Source organism: Nostoc sp. FACHB-892 (genome assembly GCF_014698795.1).
Lineage (GTDB): Bacteria > Cyanobacteriota > Cyanobacteriia > Cyanobacteriales > Nostocaceae > Nostoc.
In genome coordinates, this window is sequence record NZ_JACJTR010000036.1 from 17,199 (window position 1) to 34,926 (window position 17,728).

The following is a 17,728-nucleotide window of genomic DNA, read 5'->3' on the forward strand; positions in this document are numbered from 1 at the left end:
AGTACTTATACAGAGGTATAAATAATTTCTAAAGTATAAAATGAATGCTGGTAAGAGATGATTATAGTAAATTTATATACTCTATTGATGTGAAGAACTCAGTAGAGTATTTTTGTGAGATAGGTTCAAGTTGTTTGGGTAGATACTGGTCAAAGGGTAGTACTATTCGGGTGATCGCCCAATTATCTATTGCCCGACGGCAGCAATAGCGAAATTTCAGGTATAACTAATAACTTTAAGAAACCTGATTAAAGAGAGCAACGTCTACAAAGGTAAGCATTCAATTCATTATGAAACCTTTGCTCAAATCAACTTTTAATTTTTTGGGTTCACTACCTGCCAAAACGGGAGCAGGTACTACTGCGATTATAGTGTTATGCGCTTTCATGACTAAACCAGTAGTTGCCCAAGCGCCAAGCTTTACCGATGTTAACGCTGATATTTATGGTAAAGAGATTCAAGAGGCTGTTCAGAAAGGGCTTATTGCAGGCTTCACCTCTAATAATACCTTTCGTCCCACGTTAGAGCTAACACGGGAACAAATGATATCGATGTCCAAAGCAGGAGTAAGCGATCCCCTTTATGCTTAGGCGAAAGCTTATTGCCCGTCACCAATGGTGATTAACAATCTCCTTCCATAGCCGTGCGATCGCTACCTTGGGGTAATGGTGCATTCATGTTTAACCAAGTTTTAATAACCATTGGTTTACAGCCATACAAATGATGGGGTTGTATTGGGCTTGGTTTATTAAGTTATAGCAGTTTGATAGCACCATTCAGTCCGCTAGTTTGGGAGCATTTCACATCTCGAACTTTCTAATTGATTAGATGGGTGGAGAGCCTATGAACGACATTTACCAGCACAGCATCATGAGATAGTTAAACAGAAGATTCAACGAATTTAACAGAAGCACTTGAGATTAAGAACAAGAATCAAACAGCTAGCTCGGAAGACAATTTGCTTTTCTAAAACAGAGGAGATGTACGGCATAGTTATAAGTTTATTCATCAACCGCTATGAGTTTGGTTTACTAGTTTAAGGACATAGCAACCGATCTAGAACATTGCCAATTTATCTTTATGGGTGCAGACATTAGCAATATTGCCCCTCTACAAAGAACAAATCTCTTTTATCTTACATTTTATTCTAGCCGCCTACTTAGCTGAGAACCACCCAAGCGTAGCTAATGACTCCTAAAATTGCTATACCAAGAATTGCTTCTCCTTGCTCATTTAAAAGATGGTAAAAGCTATTCAAAACGTAGTTTAATGCTGCCTGGCGACTTTTACCTAATTCAGTCATCAGCAATTTAACCCTCGCATCTACCTCTTCAATAGAGACTTCACCTTTTTGGTAAGCAACTTCTAACTCATTTAACTTGCACCAGTATTCTTTGGTATCTTCCACAAGGTTAGGAAACATAATTGAAGATATATTTAACAATGTTAACTTTCATTACAATTCTATCTTGCCAGCTAAAGCAGATGGTTCTGTCGATTTGGTGATATTTTTCCGAAGATCAAGGGTTGAGCTATATAAGTTGAGCTATATAAATAGACGCAACAAGCGTAGAGGATATTATTGTTTCCCAAGGTTTCCGTCTGCTGTAGGCTAGGGCATCGTTAGGATTAATCTTGATGGCTTAGTTATAATCGGTGATTGCCCTTTGTTTGTCTCTCAATTCAGAGCGGGCAATACCCCGGTTGTAATAGGTATTGGCAAAGTTAGGATTAATCTTGATGGCTTGGTTGAAATCGGCGATCGCCCCTTGCAAGTCTCCTTTTTTGTACTTATCCCCAGCCTGAATATAGAAGTCATCAGCTTTCGGTACTGTGGCTGTTGGTATCTTAGGTGTACTAACGCCCACATCTGCCCCAGTTTTAGCTGAGAGTCTCAAAAAGGTATTGACTCGTTTAGTGGCTTCAGTACCAGAACTATCATAATTATCAATTTCTACAGTAATAGCTTTGGCAACTTTAGCAATTTCGGCTCAGGAGAGTGCAAAAGCATTTTGAGGTTGTACAAAAGCAATTGATACACCTATTAATGCTGGAGCTAGAGAATAATAAAATTTCATTTAATTTATAATCAAAGAGTAAATAACAGTAACAGATACAGCAAGGTTCCTAAAATTTCCAAAAAAGACGATTTCAATAAAATACCGTAATTAATTATAGAAAGTCGGTCGAAATAAATGCAGTCCTTTTATAGGCGTATAAATAATTACTTTTATATAAGTTAAACGTTAGTAAACTAAGCATTGGTTTTTATATACTCTGCCCAAGTGGATAATTCAGTAGAGTATTTTATGAAAGTGCGCTTGTCGTAGGCGTTCGCGTATCCGGCCACCTAACAAAGCGATCGCCAAAAGCCTAAGCTTCTCTTCGAGACGCTTCGCGAACGCTTCTCGCCGCCCCCGCCTCATCCCTGCCTAAGTAACAATCGCGCCTCCACAGCTTACGATTGCTCCTTGGGGTAATGGTGCTGTGTTTATTGACCAAATTTTGATAACCATGCCGTCAGTAACAGCGTTCGTCTTTGACGTTGCCGCAGGCATCGCTAAATGTCCCGCACTTATCTTTGTCAGACCGAGATAAATTTAACTCTGCTCTTGTTCGTTGTCCGGTGGCGGGGAAAACTTCGGACGCTCACCAGTACCCAACTGCCAAAGGGTGACTTTAGCCAAATTTATTTTCTGTCATTCTTTCAGTTTCAGCCAGCTGCTTGAGGGTGGTAGGGGTCAAGCCTAGACAGCGTATGATTTCGGTTTTACTCTATCCCTTAGAGGCTTCTTTGACTTAGTAGAGAAACTTACTGCCCTCAATGCTTTTGACAAGCTTGCGTAATTTATTCAAAAAACACAGATATAAAAGTAAGACATTCATCATTTAGTTGCAAGATTAAGGAATATTTCGGTGTATCACCTTTTCTTGGCTTTACTTAAAAATAGGCTTCACCGCTTCACCTTGTTGAGTGCAACTGTGCTAGTGTCTTTAACTGCGACACCACTGACTGTAACTAATTTAGGGATGAAGATTACATCAGCACAAGCGCAAACGACACAAAAACCCGATGTCAAGACGTTGAGGTTCTTAGAAAACTTGGGAGGATTAGAGACGTTTCAAAACGTTTTAGTTAATTATAAAGAGATTGGTAATCGTCAAGGGCAAGCTCGGACTTTGACTGCGATCGCAGGCTTACACTACAGGCTTGCTCAGTATACTAAAGCCTTAAAGTTCTATCAACAAGCCTTAGCCATTCACAAACAAATCGGAGATCGAGAAGGGGTAGGTGCGAACTTTTACAAGATTGGGTCAGTTTATTACGGCCTCGGTCAATATACTAAAGCTTTGGAATTTTTTGAGCAAGCATTAGCCATACATAAACAAATCGGAGATCGAAAAGGGGTAGGTAGGAACTTTAACAACATTGGGTCAGTTTATTACAGCCTCGGTCAATATACCAAAGCTTTGGAATTTTTTGAGCAAGCATTAGCCATGCGTAAACAAATCGGAGATCGAGAAGGGGTAGATACGGACTTTAACAACATTGGGGTAGTTTATTACAACCTCGGTCAATATACCAAAGCTTTGGAATTTTTTGAGCAAGCATTAGCCATGCATAAAGGAATGGGCAACTTTATGGAAGGACATACTCTTTACACCATTGGGGTAATTTATTACGACCTCGGTCAATATACCAAAGCTTTGGAATTTCTTGAGCAAAGTTTAGCTATTAATCAAAAAGTCGGTAATCGGACAGGGGAAGGTGATAGCTTTAATCGTATAGGGTTGGTTTATAGCGATCTCGGTCAGCGCACCAAAGCTGTAAAGTCTTATCAGCAAGGTTTAGCCGTTTATAGACAAATTAACGACAAAGCGGGAGAAGCTACAACGCTTGACAATATCAGGGGAGATAACCTTTTTAGGAGTGAGTATCTCAAAGCCTTCAAATCTTATCAGCAAGCGTTAGACATTTACAGAAAATTTGACAATCAGGCAGAGCAAGGAAAGACTCTTTACAAGATTGGGTTTGTTTACAGGAAAATGGCTCAGTACGCCAAAGCCCTAGAGTTTTATACTCAAGCATTAGCAATTTTCAAACAAACTGGCTTAAAGGCGGCGGAAGGTAAGACTCTGACTTACATTGGGGAAATTTACCACAATCAAAATCAGTACGCCAAAGCCCTAGAGTTTTATACTCAAGCATTAGCAATTTTCAAACAAACTGGCTTAAAGGCGGCGGAAGGTTATATTCTGACTAACATTGGGTTCATTTACAATAACTTGGGTCAGTATCCGAAAGCTGAAAAAACACTATTCGCTGCCATTGAGGTTAGAGAATCTCTGCGACCAAGATTAAAAGATGACCAAAAAATCTCAATCTTTGAAACTCAAGCAGTTTCCTACCGCTTGCTGCAAAAAGCCTTGGTAGCTCAAAATAAAAATACTACAGCATTAGAAATTGCCGAACGCGGTAGAGCCAGAGCGTTTGTGGAATTATTAGCCTCAAAGCTATCCCCTAACCCTAATATTCAACAACTCAAACCACCTAACATCAAGCAAATTCAACAAATCGCTCAACAACAAAAGGCAACACTTGTTGAATATTCAATCATTTACGTTCCCTTTCAAGTTCAAGGTAAAGAAGAATGGCATCCACAACTCTACATTTGGGTAGTCAAACCTAGAGGTGAAGTCATCTTTAAGCAAGTAAACCTCAAATCTCTGGATAAACCCTTAGCAGACCTCGTTACTAAAAGCCGTACATCCATCCGTGCCAGAAGTAGTGATGCAGTAGCTATTCCTGGAGAAGCATCAGCGAATCCTCACCAGAAAAAACCATTACAGCAACTCTATCAAATACTTATTCAACCGATCGCCTCAAACTTACCACAAGACCCAAATAGCCGTGTCATTTTTATCCCCCAAGCCGAGTTATTTTTCGTTCCCTTCCCAGCTTTGCAAGATGAGTCCGGCAAATACCTAATCGAAAAACATACTATTCTCACCGCTCCTGCTATCCAAGTTTTGCAGTTAACCCATCAGCAAAAAATAAACAAGCGCAAAGCAATAAAAAATCGTACTGCATTGGTAGTTGGTAATCCGACAATGCCTCAGCAGTTGTCACCGCTACCAGGTGCAGAACAAGAAGCATTGCGAATTGCCAAAATACTGAATACCCAAGCATTAACTGGTAGCAAAGCTACTGAAACCACTGTCAAACAATTAATGCAGTCGGTTGACGTGGTACATTTGGCAACCCACGGGCTACTGAATGATTTTAAAGGCTTAGGTGTACCGGGAGCGATTGCCCTTGCTCCCTCTAGTCAAGATGATGGGTTGCTAACAAGCGGTGAAATTTTTGACATGAAACTTGATGCTGATTTAGTAGTACTGAGTGCCTGCGATACTGGCAGAGGAGACATCAAGAACGATGGTGTTATCGGTTTGTCTCGCTCTTTGATTAGTGCCGGCGCACCCAGTGTTATTGTATCTTTATGGAAAGTGGCGGATGACTCTACAACATTGCTGATGACAGAGTTTTATCAAAATCTGCGGCGAAACCCTGATAAAGCTGTTGCATTGCGAAATGCTATGCTCTCAACAATGAAACAGTATCGCCATCCTATAGAATGGGCAGCATTTACTTTGATTGGCGAAGCTGAGTAAATTAGCCTTATTACCACAACAGTAGTGAAGGGAAATTATCGCTGGCAACCTGTAACAACTCGTAGCCAATTCCCGCTGTACCTCGTAAGATAACTGGGATGGAAGATTAAGCTAGGTAAATTAACGAACATTTTGTATACTCCGGTTCGTTTAGCTTTACCTACGACATTTACTGAATAAGGGACTTGAATGCGCGAGCTTTATCTCTAATGCCAACGGTTGGGGTGAGGCAGCAGTGGTGTTTAAGTTCCGCCCTACAGAGGAGCATAAGGTTTTATTTAAGAAATCGCCTGGGCTGTAATGCTTTTAACCAATGCTTTGAATTAACGTGAGTTCGATGGCATTGGTCAGAACATACAAGCGCAAAACTTTCAAGACGTTTGGGTGATAGTGGAACATTTGCCCAGCTTTTGACAACAAGTTGTTGTCAAAATATGACTGATGTTATCTAGTTAGGCTGTTTAGAACTGGTTCTGACCAGCATTTTAGCATGATTTTCGCTGAATATGAGTGTATTTGTCTTATTTCAGGCTATATGTATGCTGCTGCCTTAATTGAACTGACGGGATTCTGGAGCCGGCGATAAGCTCTCGCTTAAGCCTTCTCCCAAGGATACGAAGACAGCGTAGCTTGCTTCTCCGAAGGAGTACGGCGATCGCTGGATGAATAGCAATCGCAATGAAGGACAATCATGTGGGATCAATCCCTGTGTGGAGTTATTCGGGGTAATAATGGTATGCCGCTTCAGTGGCGAATGACAACCATTGGTTGTCAAAATCCAACTGGATGGTGTCTACACAGGCTGAAGAGGCTCAGTTGAATTTTTGCAAGGAATTATCAATGTCGATCCCGTTTCAAGTCATAAATGACTTTCTCCAAATACCAGTTTGCAGACTTCCCAGGATTGATCTGTTGTTGGTGCTTGAGCAATCTGATAGCAACAGAACCGTTACCAGAAAGCAAGTTTAGTAAATCATTCTGTAAACTTTTGCTTGCGCCATTAGCAAAATACTCTACTTCTGGTGGGTGTGTTCGTACCTCTAGGCTTTTGAGTTCTACTATCTGGCATTGCACAAGGGACTCTTTTTGACGTGCTTGCTCCATGAGCTTGTCAAGTTCAGACTTGTTTTGGAGTAGCTGTCTGATTTGCTTGTCCAATTCGGCTTTTTTCTTGTCTACTTGAGACTGTAACTTGCGTACCTCTAATAATTTTTTTTCTAGGTCTGTTAAACTTTGCATAATATTAGATTGATTTGGTTCTCAATCTACCATCTACGGGTTATCCTAATATCAGCATCAGAATATACTCGTAACTACGCAATTTTTTTATAATAATCCAGTTTTTGACTTAAGGGTAGACAGTGCAGTGCTTGAGCGGCAGATGGGTGACAACCAATAGTTGTCACCTATGTGATTAGGTTGCATCAAGGCTGTTTTGATGCTGGCGCTTAACTCTTGTGTAACGGTAGTTTCAATATGTTTTGTTATTTCTGCATAAAGAGCAAAAGTTACTAAACCTGCTGCATGAAGAAAGCGATTGCATTGGGCTGTCTGGAGTCAAAATTGTTTGTGGCTTATTTAATGACAAGGGGAAGAATTAAGAGATGCAGAGCGCACATTTCCAAGCTGGTTTAAGCCAGAGGATATTTACAACCATTTCAACGGGAAGCCGATTGATTTTGATACTTAGCTCTATCTTGCAGAAAATTACCTAAGTCTCGGCTCAATACCATTTTCATCAATCTTTATTATTTTTCTCTTCTTTTCCTGTGACTAACATCATAAATTTTTTGCCTATAGTTGTTAATTGAACTGTTGTATCATTAAAGTCTATAAGAGATAAATTAGGCATTTTGCTTACTCCACCTATATTTATCAAGGATTTATTCAATAATATTTCCAGACTTTCTATTAAATCTTCTTTGCTCATTTCTGCTTTGATGTTTACTTCTGATATTAACCGAGTGATAGAAAAATCTTTGATTAATTTGATTTCAACCTCTTTAAATATAATGTCTAGTACCTTTGCGTCATTCGGTGATATTTTTTCCAAAATATCTATATAAGATGGATGAATAAATATCCCTTTAATAGACGATTCTAATAACTTAGACCATTTTTCGCTTAATATTTCATCTTCTTCGAGTGAAATATTTTCCAGTATTGGTATTAAGGTTTTTGTGGGTACTTTTTTCGGCTCTACTCCTGCATTGTTGAGTTTTTCATAAATCTCTTCCAAAGCCTTTGCTGTTCTTTTTGCATTAAAACATCTCACTTCATTGATAACTGTTTCAATAGCGATTCCATCTACTCCTTCAAAAACTTTTGAAATAAATTTATATATATCGCCTTTAACTGTAAGAGCAAATGCAGCGCCTTCAAATATTGCTAGCCAATCACTCATAGAAATCCTTTTCTTTTTAGTATTTTTAAATCGGCTTCACTAGTATTATAGTTCCGGCATAGCTCCAAAACCTGCAACCATTATAGGGGGTCAGCCGAGATACAGAAACTGTTGGTTATTTCCTCTCTGTCGCTAACTTCGATGGTGCTTACCTTCTTAATATTACTTGGGATGTAGTATGAGGTGTAGATTGTCTATAATCGCACCCTCTCCAAGTCATAGTCAGTCACTCGTGCGATGGGCGAAGTCCCGCCAAGGGCGATCGCATCTCTGAAAGTAAAAATCTCATCAAACCAATTCGCAATTCGCAATTCGCAATTGCAGAGGAAATTAGAAATTAAGCCCTTGGAGTGCAAAGCTAACATGCTAATCTTTGATTAAGTGATAAGTTTCAGTTATCAGTAATTTTAATTGCGAATTGCGAATTGGTAATTGCGAATTGTTTTGGCATCCATTCGATGCAGTAGAACCAGGAATCGCAAATCAGTTGGATGCCTTGAACAATCCTTGCTGGTGGCCCGTCGCCATGAAATCGGAACTCGACTAATTCACCCAGTTCAAACACAGGCTTTTCTTTGGTAACTAATTGTAAGTTGCCTGTACCAATAATTTCACGTCCTAAAACAGTTAGATTATCGTTGCCAGAGACAATCTCATAACTCCAGCCTTTAGCTGACCACTCTACACCGCAACAGTAACCGAAAGATTTGGTGGTAGTGACGTAGACTTTCTCCAACAGGGAAACTTCTAAGGAGGGAATCTTTTTACCCCAAGGTGGTGAAAGATACCAACAAGTTTCTAGATTCTGAACAAGGTTAATCATGGTTATGCCTCCTGACTGGACTTTAGACCTCACAAGTAATCAATTCGTTTCCAAGCGATCGCAGCTTGCCGTGGAGAACAACTCAAACCATAAGCACGACGGGCATCGTAATTGCCCTTGATTCCCTTGGCTACTCCAACGGGAATCCCAGAAGCCACCTCACGAATGCCGGGTTCAAAGCTTCGGTCTTCATGAGAGAGCCGTACTTGCGTAATCTGATTTCTAATTTGGTCTGCCCAGGGGGTCAAATCAATTCGCAATTCGCAATTCGCAATTCGCAATTAATTGAGCTTGTTGATTTTCTCTTTCACCTTTCGAGTAGATGAAACCAGAATCTTTCCAATTTCTCTAGTTTCTTGAAGCAAGGACTCAAACTTATTTTTATCAACCAATTCTGCCTCGATTAATATTTCTAACCAGTACTCAGAACAATTCGCAATTCGCAATTCGCAGTTCGCAATTAGAAATATGTAATTAAATAGTTGATTTATTTGGCGGTAAAAATTCCCTAAAATTATAATTGCGAATTGCGAATTTACAATTGCGAATTGGATGGGAGTACCACTTCGGAGTAACTGTTTTGATAATGTTCGACAAACTCCAGGCTTTTCATCTAGGAAAGTATAAGCTTTAACTATTCTTATTGCCAAAGCTTTGGTTCTATCAGCAATACTAAGTTGTTGATTCATCTATTTTACTCCTAGTTAATAATTGCGAATTGCGAATTGCGAATTGCGAATTGCGAATTGATTCTTGGCAGTGGTAGTTGGTGATATCTGCGTGGATTGGAATTCCTGGTTGTTCATGGCGCAATTTTGATTGAGAATAAGGGGAGATTTCGACAAATTGCTGGACTCGGAATTTGTGGGATAGACGAGCAGCTGATATTCCGTGGTGGCAGAGTCCGCCGATGCCGGAGAAAAGTGAGAGGACTGATTTCATAAGGCGATGTCTACGACGGGCTACGCCTACGCACTCCTGACCAATTCATCAGGTACTTCAAAAATTCCCAACCGCCCAATGTAAGGAATTGGTGTGATTTCTCGTGGATTCTCCAGCTTCCAGTGATACTGCTCAGGCATCCCCCAGCCAGATGCAACTTGTGAGAACCGACAGTCTACTATTGTGACTATACCAATGACTTGACCGCGACGTAGACAGATTAATTCTGGGATTACTACCCCCATGCTTTGACAAAATTCTTTCGCTACCTGGTAATCTTTTTTGGTGCAGGTTTTTGCAGCGTGAATCAGAATGTCGCCGCGATAATGAATGGGCCAGCCACGGTTTTCAATATTTTTTAAAGCATAAATTATCGCCCATGCCCAAGGCTGTCTGACTGAAAGTGCTTTCATGGGTTTTAAAACTCCAGCAATTGAACGTAAGCGTCTAATGCCGCAAGTGCCGGATGTGGATGTATTTGCGACTTCAGCCCATTGCAGATTGTGACGATAGTTCCAAGGTCTATGAAAGTGAAATGAATATTGGACTGACGGTTAGAACAGCGATGTAAAACTGTTAGAAGAACAAAATTCAACTGTCTGAGAATTACATCTTCAGCTACATCAAGTCGCCAAGTAAGATTTTCGGAAGTAATCGAACGCCAGGGGTTATCGAAAGAACATTTTTCAACTTCTCTTAGTATTTTGATTTTGAACCTGTAATCCCTGTCAGTGGTAGAGCATTCATCAGGGGCGAGAGCCGCCCATTGTTGTAAAAGTTGTTGGTAAGTTTTAATCATTCTCTGTTCCCGCGTAAAAGACAATGTTTATTCTCCAGTAGAGCCTTAAAAACTACGACCACGAGATAAATTTTTGAATCTGGTAAACTGATGGTCAAATAAAAGCTTGACTGTACCAGTAGGTCCATTGCGTTGCTTGCGAACGACTAACTCAGCAATGCCACGATCTGGGGTATCGGGGTTGTACATTTCTTCGCGGTAAAGCATGATTACAACATCACTGTCTTGCTCAACAGCACCACTGTCTTTTAAATCACTTAGTACAGGGCGTTTATCGTTACGGTGTTCAACTTCGCGGTTGAGTTGGGACAAAGCCAGTACAGGCACATCCAAATCTTTGGCTAATCTTTTTAATCCCCGGCTGATTTCACCGACTCGTTGAGCCATGTTCACCCGTGAATCAGTATCAAGAGCCATCAGTTGTAAGTAGTCAATGATCACAAGCCCAACACCACCGTAATGGGATGAAATTCGGCGGACTTGGCTACGGATTTCATTAAGAGAAGGGCAAGATTCGTCGTTGATGAAAATCTGTTGTTCGCTTAACGTAGCGATCGCCACACTCAAGGGTTGCCACTGGCTGTCAGAGACATTCCCAGTTTCCAAGAAGTTATTTTCAATGCCAGATTCGCTGCTCAAGAATCGCTGTACGTACTCATCAGTAGACATTTCCAAGCTGAAAACGCAGATAGGCATCTTCCCAGTTTTGGCAACATTGAGAGCGAGATTACCAGCCAAAGCGGATTTACCAACAGAAGGACGAGCAGCCAGTACATACAACCGTCCTTTGCGAAAACCACCGCCGAGTATACTGTCCAGGTCATAAAATCCACTGCTTGCTGCTGGTGAGCCTGTACCAGCATGACGCGCTTCAATTTCGGTAAAAGTGTCGGCTAGGGCATGAGAAATATGAACCAAGTCAGAGGCAGAATGCTCAGACTTAATGCTGTAGACTTTTTGTTCGGCTTCGTCGAGAATTACAGGTAAATCGGTTTCGGTGGCATAGCCAAGTTGAACAATCTCAGTGCCAGCAAGGATTAACTGCCGCCTTTGGTATTTTTCCATTACCAAGTCAGCTAAAGCATCGATGTTCACAGCTGACACAGTACGGTCAACCAGACTGGCCAGTTTATTGCGTCCACCGATACGGAACAATAAACCATTATCAGACAACCAGTTGGTAATGCAAAGCAAATCCGTTGGTAATGAGAGGCTGTACAGTCGTAGGGCTGCTTGATAAATGTCTTTGTGGGCATTGATGTAAAAAGCATCTGCCACCAAGCGATCACTGATTCGGCTCATGGCACTTGGGTCGAGCATGATGCCACCGAGTATCACTTCTTCAGCCTCAATGCTTTGTGGGGGTAAGCGGTCTTGTTGCGATGTGAAGTTTGATTTGTCTTGTGTCATAGTTTACCTCATTTGAAAATTTTGATTTCTAGAAAATCTAAATTCCATATTGTTTACGCAGCTTGCGGATGTAAATACATATACATTTGAGGATGTGTCAGCTTTAACCAATCCAACCATTTGAGCGTTGCGCCTACGTCTTCTCGGTCATAGCGAGTGCTGAAAGAAGCGATAGCTTTGTCCTTGCCAACTTCATCCATGCGGTCTAGAAGTTCACTGAAGGTGGCTTTATGCCAATCAAGAGAACGATTTGAGTAGTAACCGATGGGTTGGTCATTGGCTTTTGATTGTTCAGTTTGTGGTGTAGATGATTCAAGAACTCTTGACCAATAGACCAGCAGTTCTTCTAAACCAGCTTTACTCACCTCCAAATTGCTGATTGATTTGATCACAGTGGGGACTTTTTGCTGCCAATTAACCTTGTCCCACTCGGCTCTCTCCTTGGCGATTAACTCCACCAAACGGCGATCGCAGGTTTGGTAAATCTTGTCTCTGCAAGAAGTGCGCCAAGGGAAACGCCAAGAACGGAGTTTGATTTCATTTCTGTAAACTGCGGGTAAAGGCTCAGATGCCAAGATGCTGGGGTCAAGCAAGATGTGATTGAGCAAATCATCAATCGACTGAAATCTTGGTTTGCTTGGTTTCTTGTTCGCTTGTTCGTCTTTATCGAACAACCCCGCCGCAATAGTAGGTTTACATGAGGGAATGTCTGTTTGATGCAAAGTCTCGGATTGATTTGACAACGTTCGCGCAGCGTCTCGTAGAGAAGTGAGAGATTCGGGAATTGGTTCTTCCTGGTTTGATTGTGAAGACGAAGATTTAGAAATTGGTTCTTCTTCCTGGTTTGGTTGTAAATCCAAGTTAGTTTCTTCACACACACACTCGCTTGTGGGGGGTACTGCACTTAGTGTGAATTCCTTAGATGGGATTACCTTAATGGGAATACCTTTGTGGGTCAAATTTGACCCCACCCCCCATGCAAAATTGACCCCCCTACTAGGTGCAGAATTGACCCCACCCCCCGTGCAATTTTGACTGGGGTTAATTTTGGCTGGGGTTTCTTTTGTTGTCTTGATTTGGGAGCGAAGTAATTGAACTTGGTTAGGAGAAACCCACGAAGAAGGTGGAGTGAGAGTATAAATATTAGTAGTTCCAATACGTTCTTGTATTTCAATCATTCCGACGGCTAGTAAAAGCTTGATGGCATTTTTGGCAGTTTTGAGAGCAATGTAACAATGTTTAGCCATTTTCGGAATAGACTCAAAACAACCGCTTGCGCCTGCTCTTCTTTGGATATGCGCGTACAGCCTAAATTCTGATGATTCAAGTGGATAATCATCAAAAAAACCGGGAATGAAGACTTCAAAACCTGTCCAATTATTAAGCTGATTTTCTGCTAAACTCATAGATATATTTTCCCTGATTACTTGATTTCCTTTTCCCTCGATTTGCGCCAAAATATCGAGGGTTTTGCTTTTGAAGAGAAGTGAAAATTGTTCATCCTCTAAAACTTAAATGTTGAGTGCGGAGAAATTTATACGATTCTGGATGCAGGTTTTAGCCTCATAATTGGAGGCAATTTACCTTGTTTGATTTCTGGCTGGATTAAAGTTTCAATCCAGACGAAATACTTATCTCTTACCCCCAACGTGGGGTCGAAAAGTTAGATTAATCCGTGTGCCAACGACCTTATTAGTCTTCGGGACTTGATGCAGATGAGTACTCTGACAACCCGGAAGCATCACCAGCAAACTTCCATGCTCCAACCAAAAGTCAGTCGGCTTACCCCCGATGGGCTTGATTTGGAATTTACGAACCGAACCCAGACTGACAGAGGCGATCGCTGGGTTAAATCCCATTGAAGCTTCACTGTCGTTGTGCCACCCTATCGAATCTTGGCCACTCCTATATTGATTGCCAATGACGATGCGAAAGTTATAACCAGCAGTTACGGTGATTCTGTCGCGTAACTGAGCCAGAGGATCTGTCCAAGGTAGTGGTTTGAGTAGTACGCTTTTAGAGTAAAGGTAATCACAGCCTTCATCCCCGTAAATACATTCCAAACGAGGTACAGGCATAGTTTTACCCAGCATTCTGATTTGATTTTGTTTCCATTGCAATTCTTGGCAATGTTGATAGAGTTCGTCAGCTTCTTCCTTATTCAAAAATTCTGGATAATAGTTGACTGGTAAAGTAGAAGCAGATTCGGGAAATAAAGTTAGTTGTTGCATAATTCTCCTTTGGCAATCGCTCGAACAATTTTTTCTGCCCGTTCTTGTGAAATAGCCTGTTCTGGATTTTTGTAAAACCCAACGATTTGAGATTTGGGACGCACAATAATGCGCTGTGTGGTTGCACATTTGTCCCATACAAAGCACGAGATGGTAATGTTGTCTGTTGCCCAACGAGTACCCCGTTTGTCTTTCCGAAAACAGAAGCGCGGCATGATTAGAACAAGTGATGGCGGGTGCTGCTGTAAAAAATCAGCCCGATCATCACAGGGTTCGAGAAAGCTGGTCAGAAGGAATGCGGCTACACCGATACGCGCTTTCTGGTAGGCATTCTTGATGATTGGTGCAGCAAATTCCGCGTATGGTGGATTAGTACAGATCCAGTCGCATTCTGAAAATTTATCCCAAGACTCGGTTAATGTTGCATCGTAGTGAAAATGTGCCTGCTTGTTCGGATCGATGTCGTTAGTCCAGATATGTTCTGTATGAGGCCACACATTCAACAAAGAAGCGATCGCTCCCATTCCCACACAAGGTTCACCAATGACACCAGATAACGGAACATGGCGTAGTAATTCCGTAATAAACCATGAAGGTGACTCATAGAAGTTCAATGGATGCCTACCAACAGTTTCTCCTGTAGATTTAGGAGAGTATGGTTGTGGTGTCAGCAGTTGTGCAACAGTCATAAGCTCTCTCCCGCTTGTTTGACAACAAGAGCGCTGATTGATTCAAAATCCACTTGAAAAATGTTCATATCAGTCAGCATCTCGCCACTGTTATAGCGGTCTACAATATGCTGCCTAATACCTGATTCTGAAAGCCCATCGGGGATATTAATGTGAGCTTCACTAGTAATTTTTTCGGTGACTCTAACAATGACTCTCATGTTGGTTATGCCAAATATGAAGGAGTGTTTAACGTGGCGATTGCTACTTGTTTTATAGCGATCGCTTCTATCTCCAAGGTGTAAAATTATTCCATTGAAACCAGCTTGAGCCAGAATCAGAGTATGCAGTGGTGCGGTGGATTGCTTCTGGATTACCCCAGCAGCAGCAAGCGTTGATGGCAAAGGTAGGCTTATTCTGAAATGTTCCGTCTGGTAAAAGAATCTGGTAAACTTCGTCCTCAGCCCATATTTCCAACCATTCCCGGCTCATGTATTCGGCGTAAAACTGACTCCAGCGAGAGGAAAGCCAGCGCGATTCTGTTTCGCGGTTGTAACGCCACAGCTTGAAGGCGAGGTTCCAATGTGCAAGAAAGTCGAGTGCCACCGGCTTGGACTGCATCAATATCTCTTTGTCACCAGGAACGAGCATCAACTCCTCACACAGCCGGGGAAGAACTAACGCCATGCCGCCGTACTCAACGGTGTACCATTCGATTCCACTAATGCCTTGGCTTATTTGTTTTACCCAAATTGCTTGTCGTTTACCCTGTGTATCTTGCGCTCTTTTTCGGAACATATCGCAACGCAATACTGTTTCTACTGGGGATAATTCCCCTTTCGCTACATGTTGTTGTAGTGCTAAGTCACAGGCTCCTTCCCAACCGATTGCATTGATTTGGTCGATCTGTTGGGCAAGTTCTGCTGCTCTTGGGTCTTGAAATCGTGTCATTAACCTTTCCTTATCCGTTACTTATTTTCTGTTTAATAAACAGGCTTTACAATTACTTATGTAAATAAAGTATGAATTCTTACAAGTAATGGTTACGTAGCCAGTAGTAAGAAAGATGCAGGCAACTGAAGATTGAAGACTGATGGCTATTAAACCAATACCTGTTCTTTCTTGCTAGCGAAAGCACCAGCCTGTCTTAACGCTGCACCAGGACTGGGGTGAGCGAAAAATTCTTCTACAGCTTTGGTCAGCCCAGCCGCAACAGCCGGATCGTGGCAAGCGTAGACATAGATAGGCTGCTGCACACCATTGACCAATCGCGTTTCTTGGCGATCGCCTAATTGTGGGTAAAATGTTCTCACCCATGTGCCAAGATGTCCCCGGTAGTGAGGGCCACTGATAGGGACTTTCTTTCCAAGTTCGCTCTCTGCAAAATTCACCACGCCCATCCACTTTTCTTGTGTGCTGGTAAGGGACTGTCTGTTGTAGTCAGCTATCAGATTGGCAGCGAAGTCTTTGCAATTCTGTTCCATGTAAGGGTTGAGTCTGCCACCGGTGAGTTCGGCTAAAGTCTTCATGGCCTGTACAAAAGTATGTAGCCGTTGCTCGACTGGAGGGAGGGCTGGGATAGGTGAATGAGTTTGAGAGGGAACACTTTTAATGGCTGCAACTAAATCTAAAATGATGGTTCTAACTTGTGCTGCGATTGTGGATTGCTGTAACATCATTGCGATTCTTAACGCCCCAAGAGCCGAAAAAACTCTCGCCTGGGATGTTTTTGATGGTAGACAGAGCATCTGTCGAGCATCCCTTAGCTCTTTACCTGTAAGGGTTTTAGTTTCTGTAGCTTGGAATTCTGAGTGATTAACTCTGTAGATTTCTTTGACTGCGGATTCTGTGACTGAAAAATATTCTGCAATCATTCCAGTAGTCGCCCAACCATTACCCTCCCAGACAGCGAACACTATTGCCTTGGCTTTGCTTAGAACCATTTCTGCGCGTGAATCATCAAGGTTAGAAAGTGCAGAAGTTCTCAATGAGGGAGACTCGATAAAAACATTTTGATTCAAAGGTAAATTCATATTGACTCCTAACTAAATTTCCAAATTTTAGATATTGATTTCCACACCACTTCTTAAGTCATATTTCACCTCAGCGAAAGTTTCATTAATTAATGCTTTGTGTGTGATAATTAGAAATCTGTAGCGGGAGAAAAACTTCCGTGCGTTCATCTAAAGTAATGGCATTCCTTTAGGTGAACGCTTTTGTATTAATCAGAAAGGTGTGAATTGGAGGGGGAAAGGGGAAAGGGGAAAGGAGGAAAGACTTTTCTCAATACAGTACAGAGCAAGTATTTTTAAATATGGATGTTCCCATTACCCTTTAACCCTTCTCCTTTTTCCCTATTATTTACGGTCTAACTCCTTACTTCCTTAGCCATTGTTTGCATTCTTAGTTAATGCGGTTAACTGACGGTTGAGAATATTTATCTGCTGTTGGTAAAAGTCAATTTCAGCAGTGATTTGGTGGAATAATTCTTCTGGTGTGAGCGGTTGGATTTGCTCCTCTTGCAAGTATGATGTTTCGTTAGAGTTTTTATTAGGCATCAGCACATAGCGCCAACCATCATCAAATTGTTCAGCCAACTCTGTACTCAAAGGATAGTAATAAAGTCCCAGGATGATGCCCTGTTGTGTACGCTGTTCCAAGTTAAAGCGAGGGTACGGCCAGTGTTGTGGGATCGAGATTGTGGGTTGCATAGATGAATAGGTGAATGAAGGGATTATTGAGGGAAAGGGGGAAAGGGCAAAGGGGAAGGGAATGAAG

At 41.6% G+C, this 17,728-nt stretch carries 22 protein-coding genes; 2 read left to right on the forward strand and 20 right to left on the reverse strand.

The window, feature by feature from the left end; translation table 11 throughout:
- Positions 1–290: 290 nt before the first annotated feature.
- Positions 291–590 carry an S-layer homology domain-containing protein gene (locus H6G96_RS30385; RefSeq protein ID WP_190916537.1) on the forward strand — a complete coding sequence of 100 codons (300 nt, stop codon included), beginning with the start codon at positions 291–293 and terminating at the stop codon, positions 588–590.
- A gap of 569 nt (positions 591–1,159) precedes the next feature.
- Here the strand turns inward: H6G96_RS30385 and H6G96_RS30395 are convergent.
- Positions 1,160–1,423, reverse strand: a complete 264-nt coding sequence (locus H6G96_RS30395; RefSeq protein WP_190916542.1) for a hypothetical protein — start codon at positions 1,421–1,423, stop codon at positions 1,160–1,162.
- Positions 1,424–1,643: 220 nt separating this feature from the next.
- Entirely contained in the window at positions 1,644–1,898 is a 255-nt protein-coding gene (locus tag H6G96_RS30400; protein WP_199339800.1) for a tetratricopeptide repeat protein, read from the reverse strand.
- 1,018 nt (positions 1,899–2,916) lie between these two features.
- Between H6G96_RS30400 and H6G96_RS30405 the strand changes: the two genes are divergently transcribed.
- Positions 2,917–5,673, forward strand: coding sequence for a CHAT domain-containing tetratricopeptide repeat protein (locus H6G96_RS30405; protein WP_190916544.1), 2,757 nt, complete (start codon positions 2,917–2,919; stop codon positions 5,671–5,673).
- A gap of 550 nt (positions 5,674–6,223) precedes the next feature.
- On the opposite strand, the gene H6G96_RS30410 is transcribed toward H6G96_RS30405, so the two are convergent.
- The 18 genes from H6G96_RS30410 to H6G96_RS30495 all read right to left on the reverse strand — a co-directional run bounded on the left by H6G96_RS30410 (position 6,224) and on the right by H6G96_RS30495 (position 17,661).
- A complete protein-coding gene (locus H6G96_RS30410) occupies positions 6,224–6,448 on the reverse strand; it encodes a hypothetical protein (protein ID WP_190916546.1) in 225 nt (74 codons plus the stop codon).
- A gap of 62 nt (positions 6,449–6,510) precedes the next feature.
- Positions 6,511–6,912, reverse strand: a complete 402-nt coding sequence (locus H6G96_RS30415; RefSeq protein ID WP_190916548.1) for a hypothetical protein — start codon at positions 6,910–6,912, stop codon at positions 6,511–6,513.
- A gap of 499 nt (positions 6,913–7,411) precedes the next feature.
- Positions 7,412–8,077 (reverse strand): Abi-alpha family protein, encoded by a 666-nt coding sequence (locus H6G96_RS30420; protein WP_190916550.1) that lies wholly within the window; start codon positions 8,075–8,077, stop codon positions 7,412–7,414.
- Between the two features lie 194 nt (positions 8,078–8,271).
- Positions 8,272–8,442: a hypothetical protein gene (locus tag H6G96_RS30425; protein WP_190916552.1), complete on the reverse strand. Its 171-nt coding sequence runs from the start codon at positions 8,440–8,442 to the stop codon at positions 8,272–8,274.
- Between the two features lie 26 nt (positions 8,443–8,468).
- On the reverse strand, positions 8,469–8,900 hold the full coding sequence (locus tag H6G96_RS30430; protein ID WP_190916554.1) for a DUF1392 family protein: 432 nt from the start codon (positions 8,898–8,900) through the stop codon (positions 8,469–8,471).
- Positions 8,901–8,929: 29 nt separating this feature from the next.
- Positions 8,930–9,181: a hypothetical protein gene (locus tag H6G96_RS30435; RefSeq protein ID WP_242063452.1), complete on the reverse strand. Its 252-nt coding sequence runs from the start codon at positions 9,179–9,181 to the stop codon at positions 8,930–8,932.
- Positions 9,182–9,589 (reverse strand): four helix bundle protein, encoded by a 408-nt coding sequence (locus tag H6G96_RS30440; protein ID WP_190916557.1) that lies wholly within the window; start codon positions 9,587–9,589, stop codon positions 9,182–9,184.
- Positions 9,573–9,842, reverse strand: coding sequence for a hypothetical protein (locus H6G96_RS30445; RefSeq protein WP_242063453.1), 270 nt, complete (start codon positions 9,840–9,842; stop codon positions 9,573–9,575). The genes H6G96_RS30440 and H6G96_RS30445 overlap by 17 nt, the downstream gene beginning before the upstream one ends.
- 26 nt (positions 9,843–9,868) lie before the next feature.
- Positions 9,869–10,255: an ASCH domain-containing protein gene (locus H6G96_RS30450; protein ID WP_190916560.1), complete on the reverse strand. Its 387-nt coding sequence runs from the start codon at positions 10,253–10,255 to the stop codon at positions 9,869–9,871.
- A gap of 5 nt (positions 10,256–10,260) precedes the next feature.
- On the reverse strand, positions 10,261–10,641 hold the full coding sequence (locus H6G96_RS30455) for a hypothetical protein (RefSeq protein ID WP_190916562.1): 381 nt from the start codon (positions 10,639–10,641) through the stop codon (positions 10,261–10,263).
- 45 nt (positions 10,642–10,686) lie between these two features.
- Entirely contained in the window at positions 10,687–12,051 is a 1,365-nt protein-coding gene (dnaB, locus tag H6G96_RS30460) for a replicative DNA helicase (protein ID WP_190916564.1), read from the reverse strand.
- Positions 12,052–12,104: 53 nt separating this feature from the next.
- Positions 12,105–13,457 carry a hypothetical protein gene (locus tag H6G96_RS30465; protein WP_190916567.1) on the reverse strand — a complete coding sequence of 451 codons (1,353 nt, stop codon included), beginning with the start codon at positions 13,455–13,457 and terminating at the stop codon, positions 12,105–12,107.
- Positions 13,458–13,682: 225 nt separating this feature from the next.
- Positions 13,683–14,282, reverse strand: a complete 600-nt coding sequence (locus H6G96_RS30470) for an alpha-ketoglutarate-dependent dioxygenase AlkB (RefSeq protein ID WP_190916569.1) — start codon at positions 14,280–14,282, stop codon at positions 13,683–13,685.
- Positions 14,270–14,971 (reverse strand): hypothetical protein, encoded by a 702-nt coding sequence (locus H6G96_RS30475; RefSeq protein WP_190916572.1) that lies wholly within the window; start codon positions 14,969–14,971, stop codon positions 14,270–14,272. Before H6G96_RS30475 ends, H6G96_RS30470 begins: the two co-directional genes overlap by 13 nt.
- On the reverse strand, positions 14,968–15,171 hold the full coding sequence (locus H6G96_RS30480) for a hypothetical protein (protein ID WP_190916574.1): 204 nt from the start codon (positions 15,169–15,171) through the stop codon (positions 14,968–14,970). Before H6G96_RS30480 ends, H6G96_RS30475 begins: the two co-directional genes overlap by 4 nt.
- 67 nt (positions 15,172–15,238) lie before the next feature.
- Positions 15,239–15,901: a hypothetical protein gene (locus tag H6G96_RS30485; protein ID WP_190916576.1), complete on the reverse strand. Its 663-nt coding sequence runs from the start codon at positions 15,899–15,901 to the stop codon at positions 15,239–15,241.
- 149 nt (positions 15,902–16,050) lie between these two features.
- Entirely contained in the window at positions 16,051–16,983 is a 933-nt protein-coding gene (locus H6G96_RS30490; protein ID WP_190916578.1) for a hypothetical protein, read from the reverse strand.
- A 351-nt stretch (positions 16,984–17,334) separates the two neighbouring features.
- Complete coding sequence (locus H6G96_RS30495; RefSeq protein WP_190916580.1) at positions 17,335–17,661, reverse strand: hypothetical protein; 327 nt, start codon at positions 17,659–17,661, stop codon at positions 17,335–17,337.
- Between the last annotated feature and the right edge of the window lie 67 nt (positions 17,662–17,728).